At 67.6% G+C, this 16,644-nt stretch carries 15 protein-coding genes; 14 read left to right on the forward strand and 1 reads right to left on the reverse strand.

Translation table 11 applies throughout. The features are described from left to right. The first annotated feature begins 1 nt into the window (after window position 1). The 12 genes from U742_RS0103870 to U742_RS0103925 all read left to right on the forward strand — a co-directional run bounded on the left by U742_RS0103870 (window position 2) and on the right by U742_RS0103925 (window position 12,319). Window positions 2-1,477, forward strand: a complete 1,476-nt coding sequence (locus U742_RS0103870; protein WP_029350228.1) for an aldehyde dehydrogenase — start codon at window positions 2-4, stop codon at window positions 1,475-1,477. Between the two features lie 11 nt (window positions 1,478-1,488). Then, a complete protein-coding gene (locus U742_RS0103875) occupies window positions 1,489-1,803 on the forward strand; it encodes an NIPSNAP family protein (RefSeq protein ID WP_029350229.1) in 315 nt (104 codons plus the stop codon). Between the two features lie 124 nt (window positions 1,804-1,927). Beyond that, window positions 1,928-2,971, forward strand: coding sequence for an ABC transporter substrate-binding protein (locus U742_RS0103880; RefSeq protein WP_029350231.1), 1,044 nt, complete (start codon window positions 1,928-1,930; stop codon window positions 2,969-2,971). 121 nt (window positions 2,972-3,092) lie between these two features. Beyond that, on the forward strand, window positions 3,093-3,971 hold the full coding sequence (locus U742_RS0103885; protein ID WP_029350233.1) for an ABC transporter permease: 879 nt from the start codon (window positions 3,093-3,095) through the stop codon (window positions 3,969-3,971). 7 nt (window positions 3,972-3,978) lie between these two features. Continuing rightward, on the forward strand, window positions 3,979-4,779 hold the full coding sequence (locus U742_RS0103890) for an ABC transporter permease (protein ID WP_029350235.1): 801 nt from the start codon (window positions 3,979-3,981) through the stop codon (window positions 4,777-4,779). Continuing rightward, window positions 4,776-5,858: an ABC transporter ATP-binding protein gene (locus U742_RS0103895; RefSeq protein WP_029350238.1), complete on the forward strand. Its 1,083-nt coding sequence runs from the start codon at window positions 4,776-4,778 to the stop codon at window positions 5,856-5,858. The genes U742_RS0103890 and U742_RS0103895 overlap by 4 nt, the downstream gene beginning before the upstream one ends. A 410-nt stretch (window positions 5,859-6,268) precedes the next feature. Further along, entirely contained in the window at window positions 6,269-7,108 is an 840-nt protein-coding gene (locus U742_RS0103900) for an ABC transporter substrate-binding protein (RefSeq protein ID WP_197028164.1), read from the forward strand. A 152-nt stretch (window positions 7,109-7,260) separates the two neighbouring features. After that, window positions 7,261-8,574: an aspartate aminotransferase family protein gene (locus tag U742_RS0103905; RefSeq protein ID WP_197028165.1), complete on the forward strand. Its 1,314-nt coding sequence runs from the start codon at window positions 7,261-7,263 to the stop codon at window positions 8,572-8,574. 1 nt (window position 8,575) lies between these two features. After that, window positions 8,576-9,526, forward strand: a complete 951-nt coding sequence (locus U742_RS0103910; protein WP_248310248.1) for an amino acid ABC transporter permease — start codon at window positions 8,576-8,578, stop codon at window positions 9,524-9,526. Continuing rightward, window positions 9,523-10,341, forward strand: a complete 819-nt coding sequence (locus U742_RS0103915; RefSeq protein ID WP_051660842.1) for an amino acid ABC transporter ATP-binding protein — start codon at window positions 9,523-9,525, stop codon at window positions 10,339-10,341. Before U742_RS0103910 ends, U742_RS0103915 begins: the two co-directional genes overlap by 4 nt. A 42-nt stretch (window positions 10,342-10,383) precedes the next feature. Then, complete coding sequence (gene argE, locus U742_RS0103920; protein ID WP_029350247.1) at window positions 10,384-11,493, forward strand: acetylornithine deacetylase; 1,110 nt, start codon at window positions 10,384-10,386, stop codon at window positions 11,491-11,493. Further along, window positions 11,486-12,319 carry a GNAT family N-acetyltransferase gene (locus tag U742_RS0103925; protein WP_051660843.1) on the forward strand — a complete coding sequence of 278 codons (834 nt, stop codon included), beginning with the start codon at window positions 11,486-11,488 and terminating at the stop codon, window positions 12,317-12,319. The genes argE and U742_RS0103925 overlap by 8 nt, the downstream gene beginning before the upstream one ends. Window positions 12,320-12,326: 7 nt before the next feature. On the opposite strand, the gene U742_RS0103930 is transcribed toward U742_RS0103925, so the two are convergent. Continuing rightward, complete coding sequence (locus U742_RS0103930) at window positions 12,327-13,445, reverse strand: NAD(P)/FAD-dependent oxidoreductase (RefSeq protein WP_029350249.1); 1,119 nt, start codon at window positions 13,443-13,445, stop codon at window positions 12,327-12,329. A gap of 116 nt (window positions 13,446-13,561) precedes the next feature. Between U742_RS0103930 and U742_RS0103935 the strand changes: the two genes are divergently transcribed. Together U742_RS0103935 and U742_RS0103940 are read left to right on the forward strand one after the other, a co-directional pair. Beyond that, window positions 13,562-14,467: a LysR family transcriptional regulator gene (locus tag U742_RS0103935; RefSeq protein ID WP_029350251.1), complete on the forward strand. Its 906-nt coding sequence runs from the start codon at window positions 13,562-13,564 to the stop codon at window positions 14,465-14,467. Between the two features lie 90 nt (window positions 14,468-14,557). After that, on the forward strand, window positions 14,558-16,642 hold the full coding sequence (locus U742_RS0103940) for a hydantoinase/oxoprolinase family protein (RefSeq protein ID WP_029350253.1): 2,085 nt from the start codon (window positions 14,558-14,560) through the stop codon (window positions 16,640-16,642). Window positions 16,643-16,644: the final 2 nt, after the last annotated feature.

Genomic DNA, 16,644 nt, shown 5'->3' on the forward strand with positions numbered 1-16,644 from the left:
GATGGCGGCATCGGATTTCCGGCTCTATATCGACGGCGCCTTCGTGGCGGGCGGCGCCAGCTTCGAAAGCCTCGATCCGGCGACCGGGCAGGCCTGGGCGAGAATGCCCGCCGCCACCGCCGCTGACGTCGAACGCGCTGTCGAGGCCGCCCATCGGGCGCTTCACGATCCCGCCTGGGCCGATCTCACCGCCACCCAGCGCGGCAGGCTGCTGATGAAGCTCGGCGATCTCGTTGCCGCCCATGCGCCCGAACTTGCCGAGCTGGAGACCCGCGACACCGGCAAGATTGTCCGCGAGACGCGCGCGCAGATCGGCTATGTCGCCGACTATTATCGCTATTTCGGTGGCCTCGCCGACAAGCTCGAAGGCGTGCACCTGCCGGTCGACAAGCCCGACATGGAGGCCTATCTGCGCCGCGAGCCGATCGGCGTGGTGGCCGCGGTGGTGCCGTGGAATTCCCAGCTCCTGCTCGCGGCAGTGAAGCTCGGCCCGGCGCTCGCCGCCGGCTGCACGGTGGTGCTGAAGGCCTCCGAGGAGGGGCCGGCGCCGCTGCTCGCCTTCGCGAAGCTGGTGCACGAGGCCGGTTTCCCGAAGGGAGTCGTCAACGTCCTCACCGGCTTCGGCGAGGAGTGCGGCAGGACGCTGACCGCCCATCCGCTGGTGGCGCGCGTCGCCTTCACCGGCGGCCCGTCGACGGCCCGCCATGTGGTGCGCAACACCGCCGAGAACCTCGCCTATACGACGCTCGAACTGGGCGGCAAGTCGCCGGTTCTGGTGTTCGCGGACGCAGACCTCGAAAGCGCCGCCAACGCCGTCGTCGCCGGCATCTTCGCCGCGAGCGGCCAGAGCTGCGTCGCCGGCTCGCGCCTGTTCGTCGAGGCGTCGGTCCGCGACCGGCTCGTCGACATGCTGGTCGAGAAGGCGAGGCGCATCCGCATCGGCGATCCGCAGGACCCGGCGACCGAGATGGGGCCGCTCGCCACCGCCCGCCAGTTCGCCCATATCGAGGCGACCGTCGCCGCGAGCCTCGATGCCGGCGCCGTCCTCGTCACCGGCGGCAAGCGGCCGGCGGCCTTCCCGGCCGGCAACTATTACGAGCCGACCATCCTTGCCTGTTCGGGCAATGCGGTTCCCTGCGCCGCCGAGGAGCTGTTCGGTCCGGTGCTCAGCGTCATCGCCTTCAATGACGAGGCCGAGGCGCTCGCGCTCGCCAACGACACGCCCTTCGGCCTCGCCTCCGGTGTCTTCACCGGCAGCCTCACCCGCGCCCACCGGCTGATCCGCAGGCTGCACGCCGGCATCGTCTGGGTGAACACCTATCGCGCGGTCTCGCCCATCGTCCCCTTCGGCGGCTACGGCCAGTCTGGCCTCGGGCGCGAGGGCGGCGCCGAGTCCATCCGCGACTACACCCGCACCAAATCGGTCTGGATCCGCACCTCGGACGAGCCGATCGCCGATCCGTTCGTGATGCGCTGAGGGAGGCGGCGATGCTCTACGAGTTGCGCACCTATCGGCTGAAGACCGGATCCGTGCCGGCCTATGTGAAGCTGGTCGCTGACGAGGGGATCGCCATCCAGCAGGGCCATCTCGGCCGGCTTGTCGGCTATTTCAGCAGCGACATCGGCCCGCTGAACGAGATCGTCCACATCTGGGCCTATGAGAGCCTCGACGACCGCACCGCGCGCCGCGCGCGGCTCGCCGCCGATCCGGCATGGCAGGCCTTCATTCCGAAGATCCAGGCGCTGATCGAGGTGATGGAGAACAAGATTCTCCTGCCGACCTCCTTCTCGCCGCTGGGCTGAAACAGGCCATGCCCGAACGGGGCTGGAACCCGGTGTCGTCCGAGGAAGATAAGACAGAACAATAACTTAAAGGCGCAAAAAGCGCCGCGTGCCGAAACCAACCAGAGAACCACAGGGGAATGACATGTCTCGCACTGCCAAGGGAATGAGCTGGATCAAGGGTCTCGCGCTCGGCGCGCTGGTGGTCGGCGCCGGCCTCGGCGTCGCCGCCGCGCAGTCGAACTCCATCGTCTTCACGAGCTGGGGCGGCACCACGCAGGACGCCCAGAAAAAGGACTGGGCGGCGCCCTTCACCAAGAAGACCGGCATCGCCGTGAAGCAGGACGGGCCGACCGACTACGGCAAGCTGAAGGCCATGGTGGAAAGCGGCAACGTCTCGTGGGACGTGGTGGACGTCGACGGCGACTTCGCCGCCGCGGCCGCCAAGGACGGCCTGCTGGAGCCGATCGACTTCAACATCGTCAAGCGCGCCGACCTCGACCCGCGCTTCGTGACCGATCACGCCGTCGGCAGCTTCTATTATTCCTTCGTGCTCGGCTTCAACCCGGCGAGCTTCGGCGAGAAGGCCCCGAAGAGCTGGGCGGACGTGTTCGACACCAAGACCTTCCCCGGCAAGCGCACCTTCTACAAATGGTCGACCCCGGGCGTCCTCGAGATCGCTCTGCTCGCCGACGGCGTGCCGGCCGACAAGCTCTATCCGCTCGATCTCGACCGCGCCTTCAAGAAGCTCGACACCATCAAGAAGGACATCGTGTGGTGGGGCACCGGAGCGCAGTCGCAGCAACTGCTCGCCTCCGGCGAGGCGCCGATCGGCCAGTTCTGGAACGGGCGCCTGTTCGCGCTGGAGCAGGGCGGCACCAAGGTCGGCATCTCCTGGGAGCAGAACCTCACCGCCGCCGACATGCTCGTCGTGCCGAAGGGCTCGAAGAACAAGGAAGCGGCCATGAAGTTCCTGGCCGAGGCGACCAGCGCCGAGGGTCAGGCCAGCTTCGCCACGGACAGCGGCTACGCGCCGATCAACGTCAAGTCGGCGGCGCTGATGCCGAAGGACCTCGCCGCCAGCCTGCCCGACCGACACACCGCCTCGCAGATCAATCTCGACATGGCCTACTGGGCCGCGCATCGCGACGAGATCGGCAAGCGCTGGTACGCTTGGCAGGCGCAGTGACGGGATCGACGCCCGCGCCCGGCCGGTGCGGGCGTCGCCCTCCTTTTCGACGGCCTGATCGGTCCGATCGGCCCGACCATGCATCCGACCGCACTCATCGACCATTCTCCGACGAGCGCTCATGACCGTGATCGACGCCGCGACCAGCACACCTCCGCATGCGCCTTCCGCGTCCTCGCGCAGGGCTGCCCGTGGCTTGGCCGCGGTGATGCCGGCCTTCGCGCTGGTGAGCGTGGTGTTCGTCCTGCCGGTGCTGGCACTGCTGCTGCGCAGCGTGCTGGAGCCACAGCCGGGGCTGCAGAACTACGAGGCGTTCTTCGCCTCCACCACCTATCTGAAGGTGCTCGCCAACACCTTCCTGGTCGCCGGCACGGTGACGGTGGTGACCGTGCTGCTCGGCTTCCCGGTCGCCTGGTTCCTCGCCATCGCGCCCGCCTTCTGGTCGCGGCTGCTCTTCGCGATCGTCATTTTGTCCATGTGGACCAACCTCCTGGCCCGGACCTATGCGTGGATGGTGCTGCTGCAGCGCACTGGCGTGGTCAACCGGACGCTGATGGGGCTCGGCCTGATCTCCGAGCCGCTGCCGCTGATCAACAATCTGGTCGGCGTCACCATCGGCATGACCTACATCATGCTGCCCTTCATGATCCTGCCGCTGCACGCCACCATTCGCGCGATCGATCCGTCGGTGTTCCAGGCGGCCGCTTTGTGCGGGGCGAGCCGCTGGCATGCGCTGACCCGGGTCTTCCTGCCGCTCACCGCCTCGGGCATCGCCGCTGGCGCGCTGATGGTGTTCGTCATGTCGCTCGGCTACTTCATCACGCCGGCGCTGCTGGGCGGTACCTCCAACATGATGCTGGCCGAGCTTATCGCGCAGCTCGTGCAGTCGCTCCTCGACTGGGGCCTCGCCGGCGCCGCGGCCGTGGTGCTGCTGACGGTGACGCTGGCCATCTACGCGGTGCAACTGCGCTTTTTCGGCTTCGGCCGGGCGGCGGGGTGAGGCGGCCATGCTGCTCGACTTCGCCCGCCTCGGTTCCTGGCGCCTTCTCCTCGGCCTGATCGCGGCGCTGGTCGGCGCCTTCCTGCTGCTGCCCATCGCGCTGATCGTCGCCCTGTCCTTCGGTTCCTCGCAATGGCTCCAGTTCCCGCCACCGGGCTGGACGTTGCGCTGGTATGAGGAGCTGTTCGCCGATCCGGAATGGCTCGGCTCCTTCCTCACCAGCTTCCAGATCGCCGTCGTCGTCACGGTCCTGTCCGTCGGCATCGGCGCGATGGCGTCGTTCGGCCTGACGCGCGGCGAATTCCGCGGGCGCGAGCTGCTGCGGGCGCTGTTCCTCACCCCGATGATACTGCCGGTGGTGGTGCTCGCGGTGGCGCTCTACGCCTTCTTCCTGCGCCTGCATCTCAACGGCACCTTCATCGGCTTCGTTCTTGCGCATCTCGTCATCGCGCTGCCCTTCTCGATCATCGCGATCTCCAACGCGCTGGAGCGTTTCGACCGCGACATCGAGACCGCCGCCATCGTGTGCGGCGCCAGCCCGCTCGAGGCCAAGATCCGCATCACCTTGCCCGGCATCCGCCTTGGGCTGATGAGCGCGGCGATCTTCTCCTTCCTCGCCTCCTGGGACGAGGTAGTCATCGCCATCTTCATGGCGAGCCCGGACCTCCAGACCCTGCCGGTGCGCATCTTCGGTACCCTGCGGCAGGATCTCTCGCCCGTCATCGCCGCCATATCGACGGTGCTCATCGCCCTCACCGCCGGCCTCATGGCGCTCGCCGCGCTCCTCCGCAAGGACGCCCGCTCATGACCTTTCTCGATATCCGTAACGTTTCCAAGCATTTCGGCTCCGTTGCCGCGGTGAGCAACGTCTCGCTCGAGATCGCCAGGGGCGAGTTCGTGACCTTTCTCGGACCCTCGGGCTCGGGAAAGAGCACGACGCTCTACATGATCGCCGGCTTCTTCGAGCCGAGCGCGGGGGATATCCGCATCGACGGCGCCGGCATTCTCGGCCTGCCGTCGAACAAGCGGAACATCGGCATGGTGTTCCAGCGCTACACGCTGTTCCCGCATCTCACCGTCGCCGAGAACGTCGCCTTTCCGTTGCGCGTGCGGCGCCGCCCGCAGGCGGAGGTAGCGCGCAAGGTGGAGGAAATGCTGGCGCTGGTCCGCCTCGACCGCTTCGCCGACCGCATGCCGGCGCAGCTCTCCGGCGGACAGCAGCAGCGCGTCGCGCTCGCCCGCGCGCTCGCCTATGATCCGCCTCTGCTGCTGATGGACGAGCCGCTCTCGGCGCTCGACAAGAAATTGCGCGAGGAGATCCAGGCGGAGATACGCCGCATCCATCGCGAGACCGGCGTGACCATTCTCTATGTCACGCACGATCAGGAGGAGGCGCTGAGCCTTTCCGACCGGGTGGCGCTGTTCAATCACGGCCGCATCGAGCAGGTCGGCAAGGGGCGCGAGCTCTATGAGCAGCCGAGCACGCGTTTCGTCGCCGGCTTCGTCGGCCACTCCAACTTCCTCGACTGCACGGTTGCCGCCCGCAACGACCATCGAGCCGACGTCGTCTTCCCTGATGGCAGCCGCCTCCCTGGCACGCCGGTCCATCGCGGCGCCCATGCCGGCGCGGCGGCGGGGCTGATGATACGGCCGGACCGGGTGCGCATCGGAGCGCGGGGCGCGGCGGCGACGTCAGCCGGCGTCGACGCGGTGCTGTCCGACGCCACCTTCATCGGCGACACCTTCCATTTCGTCGCCACGACTGCCTGGGGGGCGCCGGTGAGCATCCGTGTGCCCGCCAGCGCGCCCATGCCTCACCAGCACGCCGTGGGCGACCGCGTGCGGTTGAGCTGGGACCCCGGACAGGCACGCCTTTTCGACAACTGATCGCGGCATTCTGCCGGCCCGAACCCGTTGGGCGGGGTGGCTCTCGCGCCGCACTGCACGATCGCCTCGCCATGCGCTCGGGCCGGCGCCATTTGATGCCTGGCTGTTCCGGCAATCGGTGACCTTGGAACAGGTTGGGGTGGCGTCCGGCCTTCCGGTCCGGTCTGAACCGGAATTCTCCGATCCCTGCCGGCCGGCATTCGGGACACCCACGACGGCTATAAGCTCACGCTCTGGCTTGGGTCCGAATCATTATTGGACCGGTTGCAGGCGCCATGAAATCCTTTCGGCAGTTATCATTGGTGCGGTGAAGTACATCATCGTCACCGGATGATATCCAAAACAAACCAGAGGGACTTCAGATGAAATTGTCGGTACGACGGTGCTGTACCGTTGGGATTTCGCTGGCAGTGTTGCTTGCTGCCGTGCAGTTGTCTGCCGTTCGGGCCGACGAAATCAGCCTCACCAAGAGCGAGGCGATCTATAATGCACTGCCCGAGAAGGTTCGCAAGGCGGGCGTGATCAATGCCGCGACGGCGGCCGACTATCCTCCCTTCGAATTTCTCGACGAGAACAACAAGCTCGTCGGCGCGGATATCGATCTTGCCGCGGCTCTGAGCAAGGTGCTCGGCGTTACCGTGAAGAACAATCAGACCGAATTCTCGAACATCATGCCCGGCATTCAGGCCGGCCGGTTCGATATCGGCATGTCCTCCATGGGCGACTATTTCAGCCGGCAGAAGACCGTCGACTTCGTCGACTACTTCCGCGGCGGCACGTCCTTCCTCGTGCGCGCCGGCGCGAAGGAGCCGGCGGCCATCGCGGATGTCTGCGGCACCGCCGTCGGGGCGCTGAAGGGCACGTCCTCGGAGACGCAGGCCGAGGATACCAGCAAGAAATGCGTGGAGGCCGGCAAGCCGGCGGTGAAGGTCAATGCCTTCCCGACGCAGAACGCGGCGGTGCTGGCGCTCACCTCGGGGCGCATTGATTCGGTGTCAGGTGATTCCGCGACCAACGGCTATTCGGCGAACCAGATCGGCGGCGCGATCAAGAATGTAGGCCTGACCGTCTATAATGATCGCCCCTATTACGGCATCGCCGTTCCCAAGGATTCCCCGCTCTATCAGCCGCTCTTCGATGCCATGGGCGTGGTGATGAAGTCGGGCGCCTATGCCGCCATCCTCAAGAAGTGGGGTCTGGAATCCGGCGCCATCGCCGAGCCCATGAAGAATCAGGGATCCGACGGCTGAGCCCGGGCCAGTGTATTCCTTGCAAGTGAACCGTCCGGCCTGGAGACAGCCATTGGCCGTCTCCAGGCCGGTGCTCGACCTTTAGGAGGCCGGCGCTGTTCCGCTTTTCCGGCGGTGACCGTCCGTCTCCGGCTACGAAAGCGATGTTTGCAATGTCTCTCCTGGCGCAGTCCTCGACCATGCAGGCCCCGACCAACGCCTATCGTCCGCACCTCTCTCCGGCTTTGGTTCAGGCGACACCCCTCGTCGTCGACTGGGCGCAGGGATGCCGGCTGTTCGACAAGGACGGCAAGGCCTATCTCGATTTCACCTCGGGCATCGGCGTCACCTCGACGGGGCATTGCCATCCGCGCGTGGTCGAGGCGGCGCAGCGGCAGGTCGGCAGGCTGATCCACGGCCAGTACGGCGTGGTGATGCATCAGCCGATGCGCGATCTCATCGAGCGGCTGGGCGGCCTGACCCCGGACGGGCTGAACGCCTTCTTCTTCGCCAATTCCGGCGCCGAGGCGGTGGAATCGGCGATACGGCTCGCCCGCAACTACACCCGCCGCCAGAACATCATCGTGTTCCAGGGGTCCTTCCACGGCCGCACCTACGGCGCCTCGTCGCTGACCACGTCCGGCGCCCGCTTCCGGTCGGCGCAGTCCGGTGCGCTGCCGCCGGGCGTCGTGGTGGCGCCTTTTCCGACACCGTTCCGCTATGGCTGGGATCAGGAGAGCGCCGAGCGGTTCTGCATCCGCGAGCTCGACCACATCTTCGCCACCCTGACCGCGCCGGCCGACACCGCCGCGATCATCGTCGAGCCGGTCCAGGGCGAGGCCGGCTACCAGCCGGGCTCCCGCGCCTTCTTCGCGGCGCTGCGCGAGCGGGCCGACCAGCACGGCATCGTGCTGATCACCGACGAGGTCCAGTCCGGCGTCGGGCGGACCGGCCGTTTCTGGGCGGGCGAGCATTTCGGACTGGAGCCCGATATCCTGGTCTTCGCCAAGGGCATCGCCAGTGGCTTTCCGCTCTCCGGCATCGCCGCGCGCGAGGAGATCATGGCCGCCGCGCTGCCCGGCTCGCAGGGTGGAACCTTCAGCGGCAACGTCGTCGCCTGCGCCGCTGCACTGGCGACGCTGGACGTCATCGAGGAGGAAGGGCTGGTCGGGAACGCGGAGCGGCGCGGCGCGCAGTTGCGTGCCGGCCTCGAAGCGACAGCCGCACGGCACACGGCGATCGGCGACGTGCGCGGGATCGGCCTCATGCAGGCCAGCGAATTCGTAATGCCGGACGGCGATCCCGCCCCGCATCTCGCCAAGGCCGTGCTGAAGGCGGCCTTTGAGCGCGACCTCATCGTTCTCACCTGCGGCCCCTATGGGCATATCGTGCGCATGATTCCGCCGCTGGTCATTTCCGCCGAGGAAGTGACCGAAGCTCTCGACATATGGAATGCTGCGGTCGATGAAGCGCTGGGAGCGAGGTGAGGTGACGGATGTGATGGAGCGGACAGGGGCGCGAGCGGAACGGGACCCCGGGACGACCACCGACATCATTGTCCCGGCCCGGCATCCGGGCCGCTGGCTCGCCGCGGCGGTCATCATCGTCCTGTGCGCCAGCTTCGCCCATTCGGTCGCCTCCAATCCCGGCTATCAATGGAATGTCGTCTGGCAGTATCTGACCTATCACACCGTGCTCATGGGCCTCGGCTGGACGCTGGCGCTGACCGCGTCCTCGATGTTCATCGGCATCGGTCTCGGCATCGTCGCCGCGCTGATGCGGCAATCGAGCAACCCGATCCTCTCGGTGGTGGCGGCCGCCTATATCTGGCTGTTCCGCGGCGCTCCGCTGATGGTCCAGCTCATCTTCTGGTACAACCTCGCCGCGCTCTATCCGACCATCGACATCGGCCTGCCTTTCCTGCCGCCATTGGTCTCGCTGTCGACCAATGAGGTGATCACGCCTCTCGTCGCGGCCCTCCTCGGGCTCGGGCTGAACGAGGGAGCCTATATGGCCGAGATCGTCCGCAGCGGCCTTCTGTCGGTCGATTCCGGCCAGCGCGAGGCGGCCCAGTCGCTCGGCATGTCGCCGGCCTACACGCTGCGGCGGATCATCCTGCCGCAAGCGCTGCGGGTGATCGTGCCGCCGACCGGCAACGAGGTCATCGGCATGCTGAAGGCGACCTCGCTGGTCAGCATCCTGGCCTTTTCCGACCTGCTCTACTCGGTGCAGGGCATCTATGGACGGACCTTCCAGACCATCCCGCTGCTGATCGTGGCGACGATCTGGTATCTCGTCGCCTCCACCCTGCTTTCCCTCGTGCAGCAATATCTCGAACGGCGCTATGGCCGCGGCCATGTCCGCAGTCCGAATGACGGGCTGAGCCTGCTGCTCGCTCCGCTGCGTTCCGCCCTGTTCCGCGGAGGCTTGGGCAAATGACCTTCCTCGCCCCGCCCATGGTCGAGATTCACAACCTGTCCAAGCGCTTCGGCGACATCGAGGTGCTGAGCGACATCAATCTCAAGGTCGGGACCGGCGAGGTCTGCTGCCTCATCGGCCCCTCGGGCGCGGGCAAAAGCACGCTGATCCGCTGCATCAACTATCTCGAGAAGGTCAATGCCGGCACGATCCACGTCAACGGACATCTCGTCGGCTACAGGCGCAAGAACGGGCGGCTGCACGAACTGACCGGCCGCGAGGCGGCGCGCTCGCGCGAGGACACCGCGATGGTGTTCCAGCATTTCAACCTGTTCCCGCACATGACGGTGCTGGAGAACATCACCGACGCACCGATCCATGTGAAGCGCGAGCGCCGGGCGAGCGCCGAAGCCCACGCCCAAGCATTGCTGGAGCGCGTGGGCCTGACGAGCAAGGCTTCGGCCTATCCCCGCGAGCTCTCGGGAGGGCAGAAGCAGCGCGTCGCCATCGCCCGGGCGCTGGCCGTGCGCCCCAAGCTGCTACTGTTCGACGAGCCCACCTCCGCGCTCGATCCCGAGCTGGTCAGCGAGGTGCTGGAGGTGATGCGCGACCTTGCGCGCGAAGGGCAGACCATGATCGTGGTGACGCACGAAATGGGCTTCGCGCGGGAAGTCGCCGACAAGGTCGCCTTCATGGATCAGGGCCGCATCGTCGAATATGGTTCGGCCGCCGAGGTCCTCACCCGCCCGCGTTTCGACCGCACGCGCGACTTCCTGGCGCGTGTGCTCCGCTCGCACGTGCCCGAGGCGGTCGGAATCGGGCATCATCCCGCCTGAAGCGTTGTCGCCGGCGGCATCGCCGCACGCGAAAGATTATCCATGTCTCCTGAATTCCTGCTCGCCCGCCTCGTCTCGTTCCCTTCGGTGGTCGGGCGGCCCAACGACGCGATCGTCGGCTTCGTGCGGGACCATCTGGCGGAACACGGCCTTCGTGCGCATGTGATCGCCGGCCCCGAGGGCGATCGCAGCAATCTCTTCGCCACCATCGGGCCGGCCGACATGCCGGGCTTCATCCTCTCGGGCCATCTCGACGTGGTTCCTGCCGACGAGCCGCAATGGCTGGGCGACCCGTTCGAGATGCGCGAGCAGGACGGCAAGCTGATCGGGCGCGGCACCTGCGACATGAAGGGCTTCGTCGCGGCGGTCCTGTCGGCCGTTCCCGATCTGGTGGCGATGGATCTGCCGGTGCCGATCCATCTGGCGCTGTCCTATGACGAGGAGGCCGGCTGCAGGGGCGTGCCGCATTTGCTCCGGCAACTGCCCACATTGTGCGCGCCTGCGCTGGGATGCATCGTGGGCGAGCCCAGCAATCTCACGCCGGTCCTGCGCCACAAGGGCAAGGCCGCCATCCGGCTGTCGGCCAAGGGCCTGTCGGGCCACAGCTCGCGCCCCGACCTCGGAAGCAATGCGATCCACAAGCTCGCGGCGCCCCTGAGTGCCGCCGTCGCTGCGGCGGCGGAACTCCAGGATGGCGCGCAGGATGCGCGTTTCGCGCCGCCCTATTCGACGCTGCAGGTGGGCATCATGCGGGGCGGACAAGCCGTCAACATCATTCCCGAAAGCGCCGAGATCGAGATCGAGGCCCGCGCGATTCCGGGCGTCGAGCCGGAGCGGCTGCTCGACCCCATACGGATGGCAGCCGGCGCGGATGTCGAGATCGAGCTGCTGTCGTCCTACCCGCCGCTATCGTTGCCCGACGACCATCTGCTCGTGCCGCTCCTCGCCGAGCTGACCGGCCGGCAACCGCTCGGCGCCGTGAGCTATGGCACCGAAGCGGGGCTTTTCCAGCAGGCGGGCGTGCCGTCCATCATCTGCGGGCCGGGCGACATCGCGCGCGCCCACAAGCCGGAGGAGTTCCTGACCCGGGAAGAACTGCACGCAGCCCGTGACTTCGTCCTCGCGCTGGGTCGGAAACTCGTCCGTGCCTGACGTGGAGCCGCACCCGGCGGCGCACTTCGTGCCGTTCACTGGACGGCATCTGGAGGATGCGCTCCGTCTGTCGCGGGAGGCCGGTTGGCCCCATCGGCTGGAGGACTGGGCGCTGGTGGCGGCAGTCTCAAAAGGTGTGGTGGCGGAGGCGGAGGGGAAGGTCGTCGCGACGGGCTTCTGCACGCCTTATGGCGATCACATGCGGTTCAACATGGTGATCGTCGACGCGAGGCTGCGCGGACAGGGCATCGGCCGCCGCCTCATGACGGAGCTCATGATCCTGGCGGATGGGCACCCCATATCCCTGGTCGCGACGGCGGACGGACAGCCGCTCTATGAAAAGCTGGGCTTCGCGCCAGCCGGCCGGATCGTCCAGTTTCAGGGTGGCGTCCGAGCCTCGTCGGAGCCGGAGGCCCGGCTGGTCCGTGCCGGCACGGCCGGCGACATCGACATGGTGGCCGCGATGGACCGCGCGGCGACCGGTGTGGACCGTTCCGTGCTGCTGGACAGGCTCGTCGCCACCGGCACGCTGCTGATGGCCGGAGATGGCTTCGCCGTGCTGCGCGACTTCGGTCGCGGCCGGGTTCTGGGGCCGGTCGTGGCGCGGGACGAGGAGACGGCCGGCGCGCTGATCCTCGCGGCGGCACGGCGATCCGACGGACAGTTCCTGCGCATCGACACGCCGCTCGGCGCGGAGCTCGGGGCCTTGCTGGAATCCCTCGGGCTGATGCCCGCCGGCGGCGGAACCATCATGCAGAAGGGAGCAGCCGCGTCCGCGTCCGACGCCTTCACGCTCTACGCCCTGACCTCTCAGGCTCTGGGCTGAGCCTCGATCAGGCGGCGCGGCGGAAGCGGTCGATTCCGAAATCGTCGAGCGGCGTCTCACAGCGGCCGGTGGTGATGAGCTCGGCCATGGCGTCGCCGACACCCGGCCCGAGCTGGAAACCGTGTCCGCTGAAGCCGAAGGCGTGGAACAGGCCGGGCGTGGTGGCCGAAGGCCCCATCACCGGCAGCATGTCCCGCACATAGCCCTCGCAGCCCGACCATGTGCGGATGACGGCGACTTTGGCGATGGCCGGCAGCAGCCGGGCGATTGCCCGAAGCTGTCCGGGCAGCCGGGCGGGATCGGCGGCGGCATGACCGGGTTCCAGTTCCACCGCGACCCTCTCGGTCGCGCCTCCGAAGACGATGTTCCCGCGCTCGACCTGACGCAGATAGGCGCCGTATTCCTTGGTGCGCGTCCAGATGCCGACCACCGGCAGGATCCGGTGCGGGAGCGGCTCGGTCACGCCCATCTGAGGGCCGCGTGCCTCGATCGGAACCTCCTCGCCGAACCGCGCGGCGATGCGCGCGCCCCAGGCGCCGGCGACGTTGAGCAGCCGTTCGGCGGCAAATGCGCCCTTCGAGGTCACGACCCTGAAACCGGCGCGGGTGTGCTCGATCTCCTCGACCGCGGCCTCCTCGACGATTTCCGCACCGAGCCTGCGGGCGGCATCGGCGAAGGCCGGTGCGATCAGCCGGGGATTGCCGCTGCCATCGTGCGGCGAGAGGGACGCGGCGATCGCGCCGGGACCGAGACCGGGAAAGCGGGCGCGGATGTCTTCCGGGCCGAGCTCCTCCAGATCGAGGCCCCACGGCTTCGCCGCCTCGGCATAGGCCCGCATGTCGGCGAGGCTGTCCGGGTCGAAGATGAGGCGGATATGGCCGGTGGCGCGGAATTCCACGTCACGGCCGAGCATCTTCTCGGCCTCGCCCCAGAGCGCGCGGGAGCGGTGCGCCAGAGGCAGTTGGGACAGATGGCGCCCGGTGCGGCGAATATTGCCGAAGGAAGCGACGGTGGCGCCGGTTCCCACCCGGTTGCGCTCGATCAGCGTCACGCGCACGCCGCGCCGGGCGAGGAAATAGGCCGACGCCGTTCCCATCAGCCCGCCGCCGACGACGATCACATCCATGGCCATCCCTCCGGGACGAGCGCCCCATCATCGAGGCCAGCGATCTTGTTGGCGGCGCAGCATTGCGTCAAAGATAGCTTTGGATCGGAGCTATAAGCTGTACCTATGGAGGCGTGATGCGGGCCCGGCAGCTCGAAGTGTTCATCGCGGTCATGCGCGCGGGAACCGTGACCGCCGCGGCGCGGATGCTGAACATTTCCCAGCCCGCCCTGAGCCAGATCGTGCTCCACACCGAGGACGAGCTGGGCTTCACGCTGTTCGAGCGGGTCAAGGGACGCCTGCGGCCGACCCCCGAGGCGCTGGAAATCTTCCCCGATGCCGAAAGGCTGTCGGTCGGGCTCGAAGGATTGCGCCGGAAGACCGCCGATCTGCGCCTGGGACGGGCGGGGCTGGTGCGGGTTGCCGCCTCGCCGCCGCCGGCCATGGCGATACTCCCGCGCGCCTTCACCGAATTCCGGGCCCACCATCCCAATATCCTGCTGCGCTCGCACATCGCCCCGATCGCCGCGATCATCGACATGCTGCGCGCGGGCGACGCGAGCCTCGGCGTGGCGATGGACGACCGCCTGCCGCCCGACATCGAGGCCGAGGTGATCGGCAGCGTCGGCTTCGTCTGCCTGCTGCCGGCCGGGCATGCATTGAGCGAGAAGGCCGAGCTGGCGCTGACGGATCTCGTCGGCGAGGAGCTGATCTCCTATCGCGGAAACACCCGCCCGGCCGACGAACTGGCCCACGCCGCCCGCGCGCAGGGAGTGACGCTCTCGCCCTCGCTGGAGATCGATGTATCGATCTCGGCGGTCGGCTTTGTTCAGGCGGGCCTGGGGGTTGCTCTCGTCGATGCGCTTCTGCCCTGGAAGCAGTTCGCCGGGCTCGCCATCCGGCCGCTGGTGGCCAGCCCGCAATTTCCGCTCTCGCTCCTGACCTCTCGCACGCGGGCGCTTTCCCGCGCCGACGAGATCATGCGCGACCAGATCCGGACGGTCTGTTCCGCCGTTCTCGGCGAGTGTGACGCCGCCGCATAAGCATGACTTATGTTCTTGCTCCTTATGCATCTTGGACCGGTCTGACCCCGCCATGGCAGCTTCCCGTCGACAGACAGGAAGGGACGCATCATGGACGGTGCCATCGCTCGCGAGGCGGTTGAGCGGCAGGAGGCCGACTGGAAGATCGGCGTCGACATCGGTGGGACATTCATCGATTTCTGTGCGCTCGAGGCCCGTTCCGGACGGGTCGCCTCGCTGAAGGTGCTGACCACGCCGGACGACCCGGGCGCCGAGCTCATGACTGGCATCACCCTTCTGGCGGAACGCGAAGGCGTCGACCCGGCGCATGTGACGCGCTTCGTGCATGGCACCACCGTCGGCATCAACACGATCATCCAGCGCAAGGGTGCGCCGCTGGCGCTGTTCACCAATGCCGGCTTCGAGGACGTGATCGAGCTCGCCCGCCTGCGCATGCCCGAGATGTACTCGCTGTTCTGCTCGCGCCCCGATCCGCTCGTCTCGCGCGACATGGTCTTCGGCATCCCGGCCCGCCTGCGCGCCGACGGCCGCGAGACCAGGGCGCCGGACATGGCTGCCGTGGCGCAGGCGGTGGCGACGGCGAAGTCGATGGGCGCGGAGGGGATCATCGTGTCCTTCCTCCATTCCTGGCGCAATTCCGACCAGGAGGCATCCGTCAGGGCCGAGATCGCGCGTCTGGCCCCCGAGCTGTTCCTCTTCACCTCGGCTGAGGTCTGGCCAGTCATCCGCGAATATGAGCGGACATCCACCGCCATTCTCAACGGCTATGTTCACCCGCGCGTCTCGGGTTATCTGACGGCGCTGGAAGACAGGCTGAAGAGCCGCGGCGTGCCGGCGCGTCCCATGCTCACCAAGTCGAACGGTGGGCTGATGAACGCCGCCGAGGGCAAGCGCTCCTGCGTGAACATGCTTCTGTCGGGAACCGCTTCGGGGGTCATCGGGGCCTCCTGGCTGGCCCGCCAGTCAGGGGAGGACAGGATCCTCACGCTCGACATCGGCGGGACCTCGGCCGATTTCGCCCTCATCATCGATGGCGAGGCCCAGTTCGGCACCGGCGAGCTGATCGGCGAATTCCCGCTCTATATTCCCTCCGTTTCGGTCAGCTCGATCGGCGTCGGTGGCGGCTCGATCGCCAGCGTCGACGCGCAGGGTGTGCTGCGGGTCGGCCCGGAATCGGCCGGCTCCTCGCCGGGGCCGGCCTGCTACGGCCGGGGCGGGGAGCGGGCGACGGTGACCGACGCCATGGTGGTCTGCGGATGGCTCGGCCACAGCCAGATGGCCTATGGCCAGCTCCGGATCGATACCGCGCTCGCCCATCGCGCTGTCGGCGATCTCGCCGCCGGCCTCGGCCGCCCGGTCGAGGAAACCGCGCAGGCGATCCTCGACATCGCGGTCTCCGAAATGTTCGTCGAGGTCGAGAAGCTGGCCTCGCGCTCGGGCGTCGACCTGCGCGATTTCACGCTCATGCCGTTCGGCGGCGGAGGACCGATGCTCGGCGCCTTCCTCGCGCGCGAGCTTGGAATGAAGCGGGTCCTGGCGCCGCGCCGGCCCGGCGTGGTGTCGGCGCTGGGCGGATTGGTGGCGGATCTGCGGGGCGATTTCATCCGCACCGTCTTCACCGTGCTGTCGGAGGCCTCGCTTTCCAGGATTCGCGAAACCTTCGAGGTCCTTGCGCGTGAGGGACGCGACTGGCTGGCGGCACAGGGCCATGTGGGCGCGGCTGATCTGCGGCTGTCATGCGACATGCGCTATGCCGGCCAGAGCTACGAGATCGAGGTGGCGTTGATGCCGGACTGGGTGGCGGCGGCCGATGCCGGGGCCATCGAACGCGCCTTCCACGAGACGCACGAGCGCATCTACGACTTCCACGATCCCGACGGCGATATCGAGGTGGTGAATGTCCGGCTCTCGGCCGTCGGTGCGGGTCCGGCGTTGTCCCTGCCGGAGATCGAGGAGACGACCGATGCGCCGGCCACCCCGGCGCGCCGGCTGTCCGTCTATACGGGCAGAAGCGTCGAGACCATCGATCTCCACGACCGGCAGGATCTGAACCCCGGCTGCACCTTCCAGGGACCGGCCGTGGTCGTCCAGGAGGACACCACCTTCGCTATTCCCGCAGGAACGCAGGCCCGGGTCGACCGGCACCTCAACCTTCTGCTGACCTTTCCGGAGTGACC

Origin of the sequence: Allobosea sp. 117 (assembly GCF_000702305.1) — a bacterium.
In the GTDB taxonomy this organism is placed as follows: domain Bacteria; phylum Pseudomonadota; class Alphaproteobacteria; order Rhizobiales; family Xanthobacteraceae; genus Ancylobacter.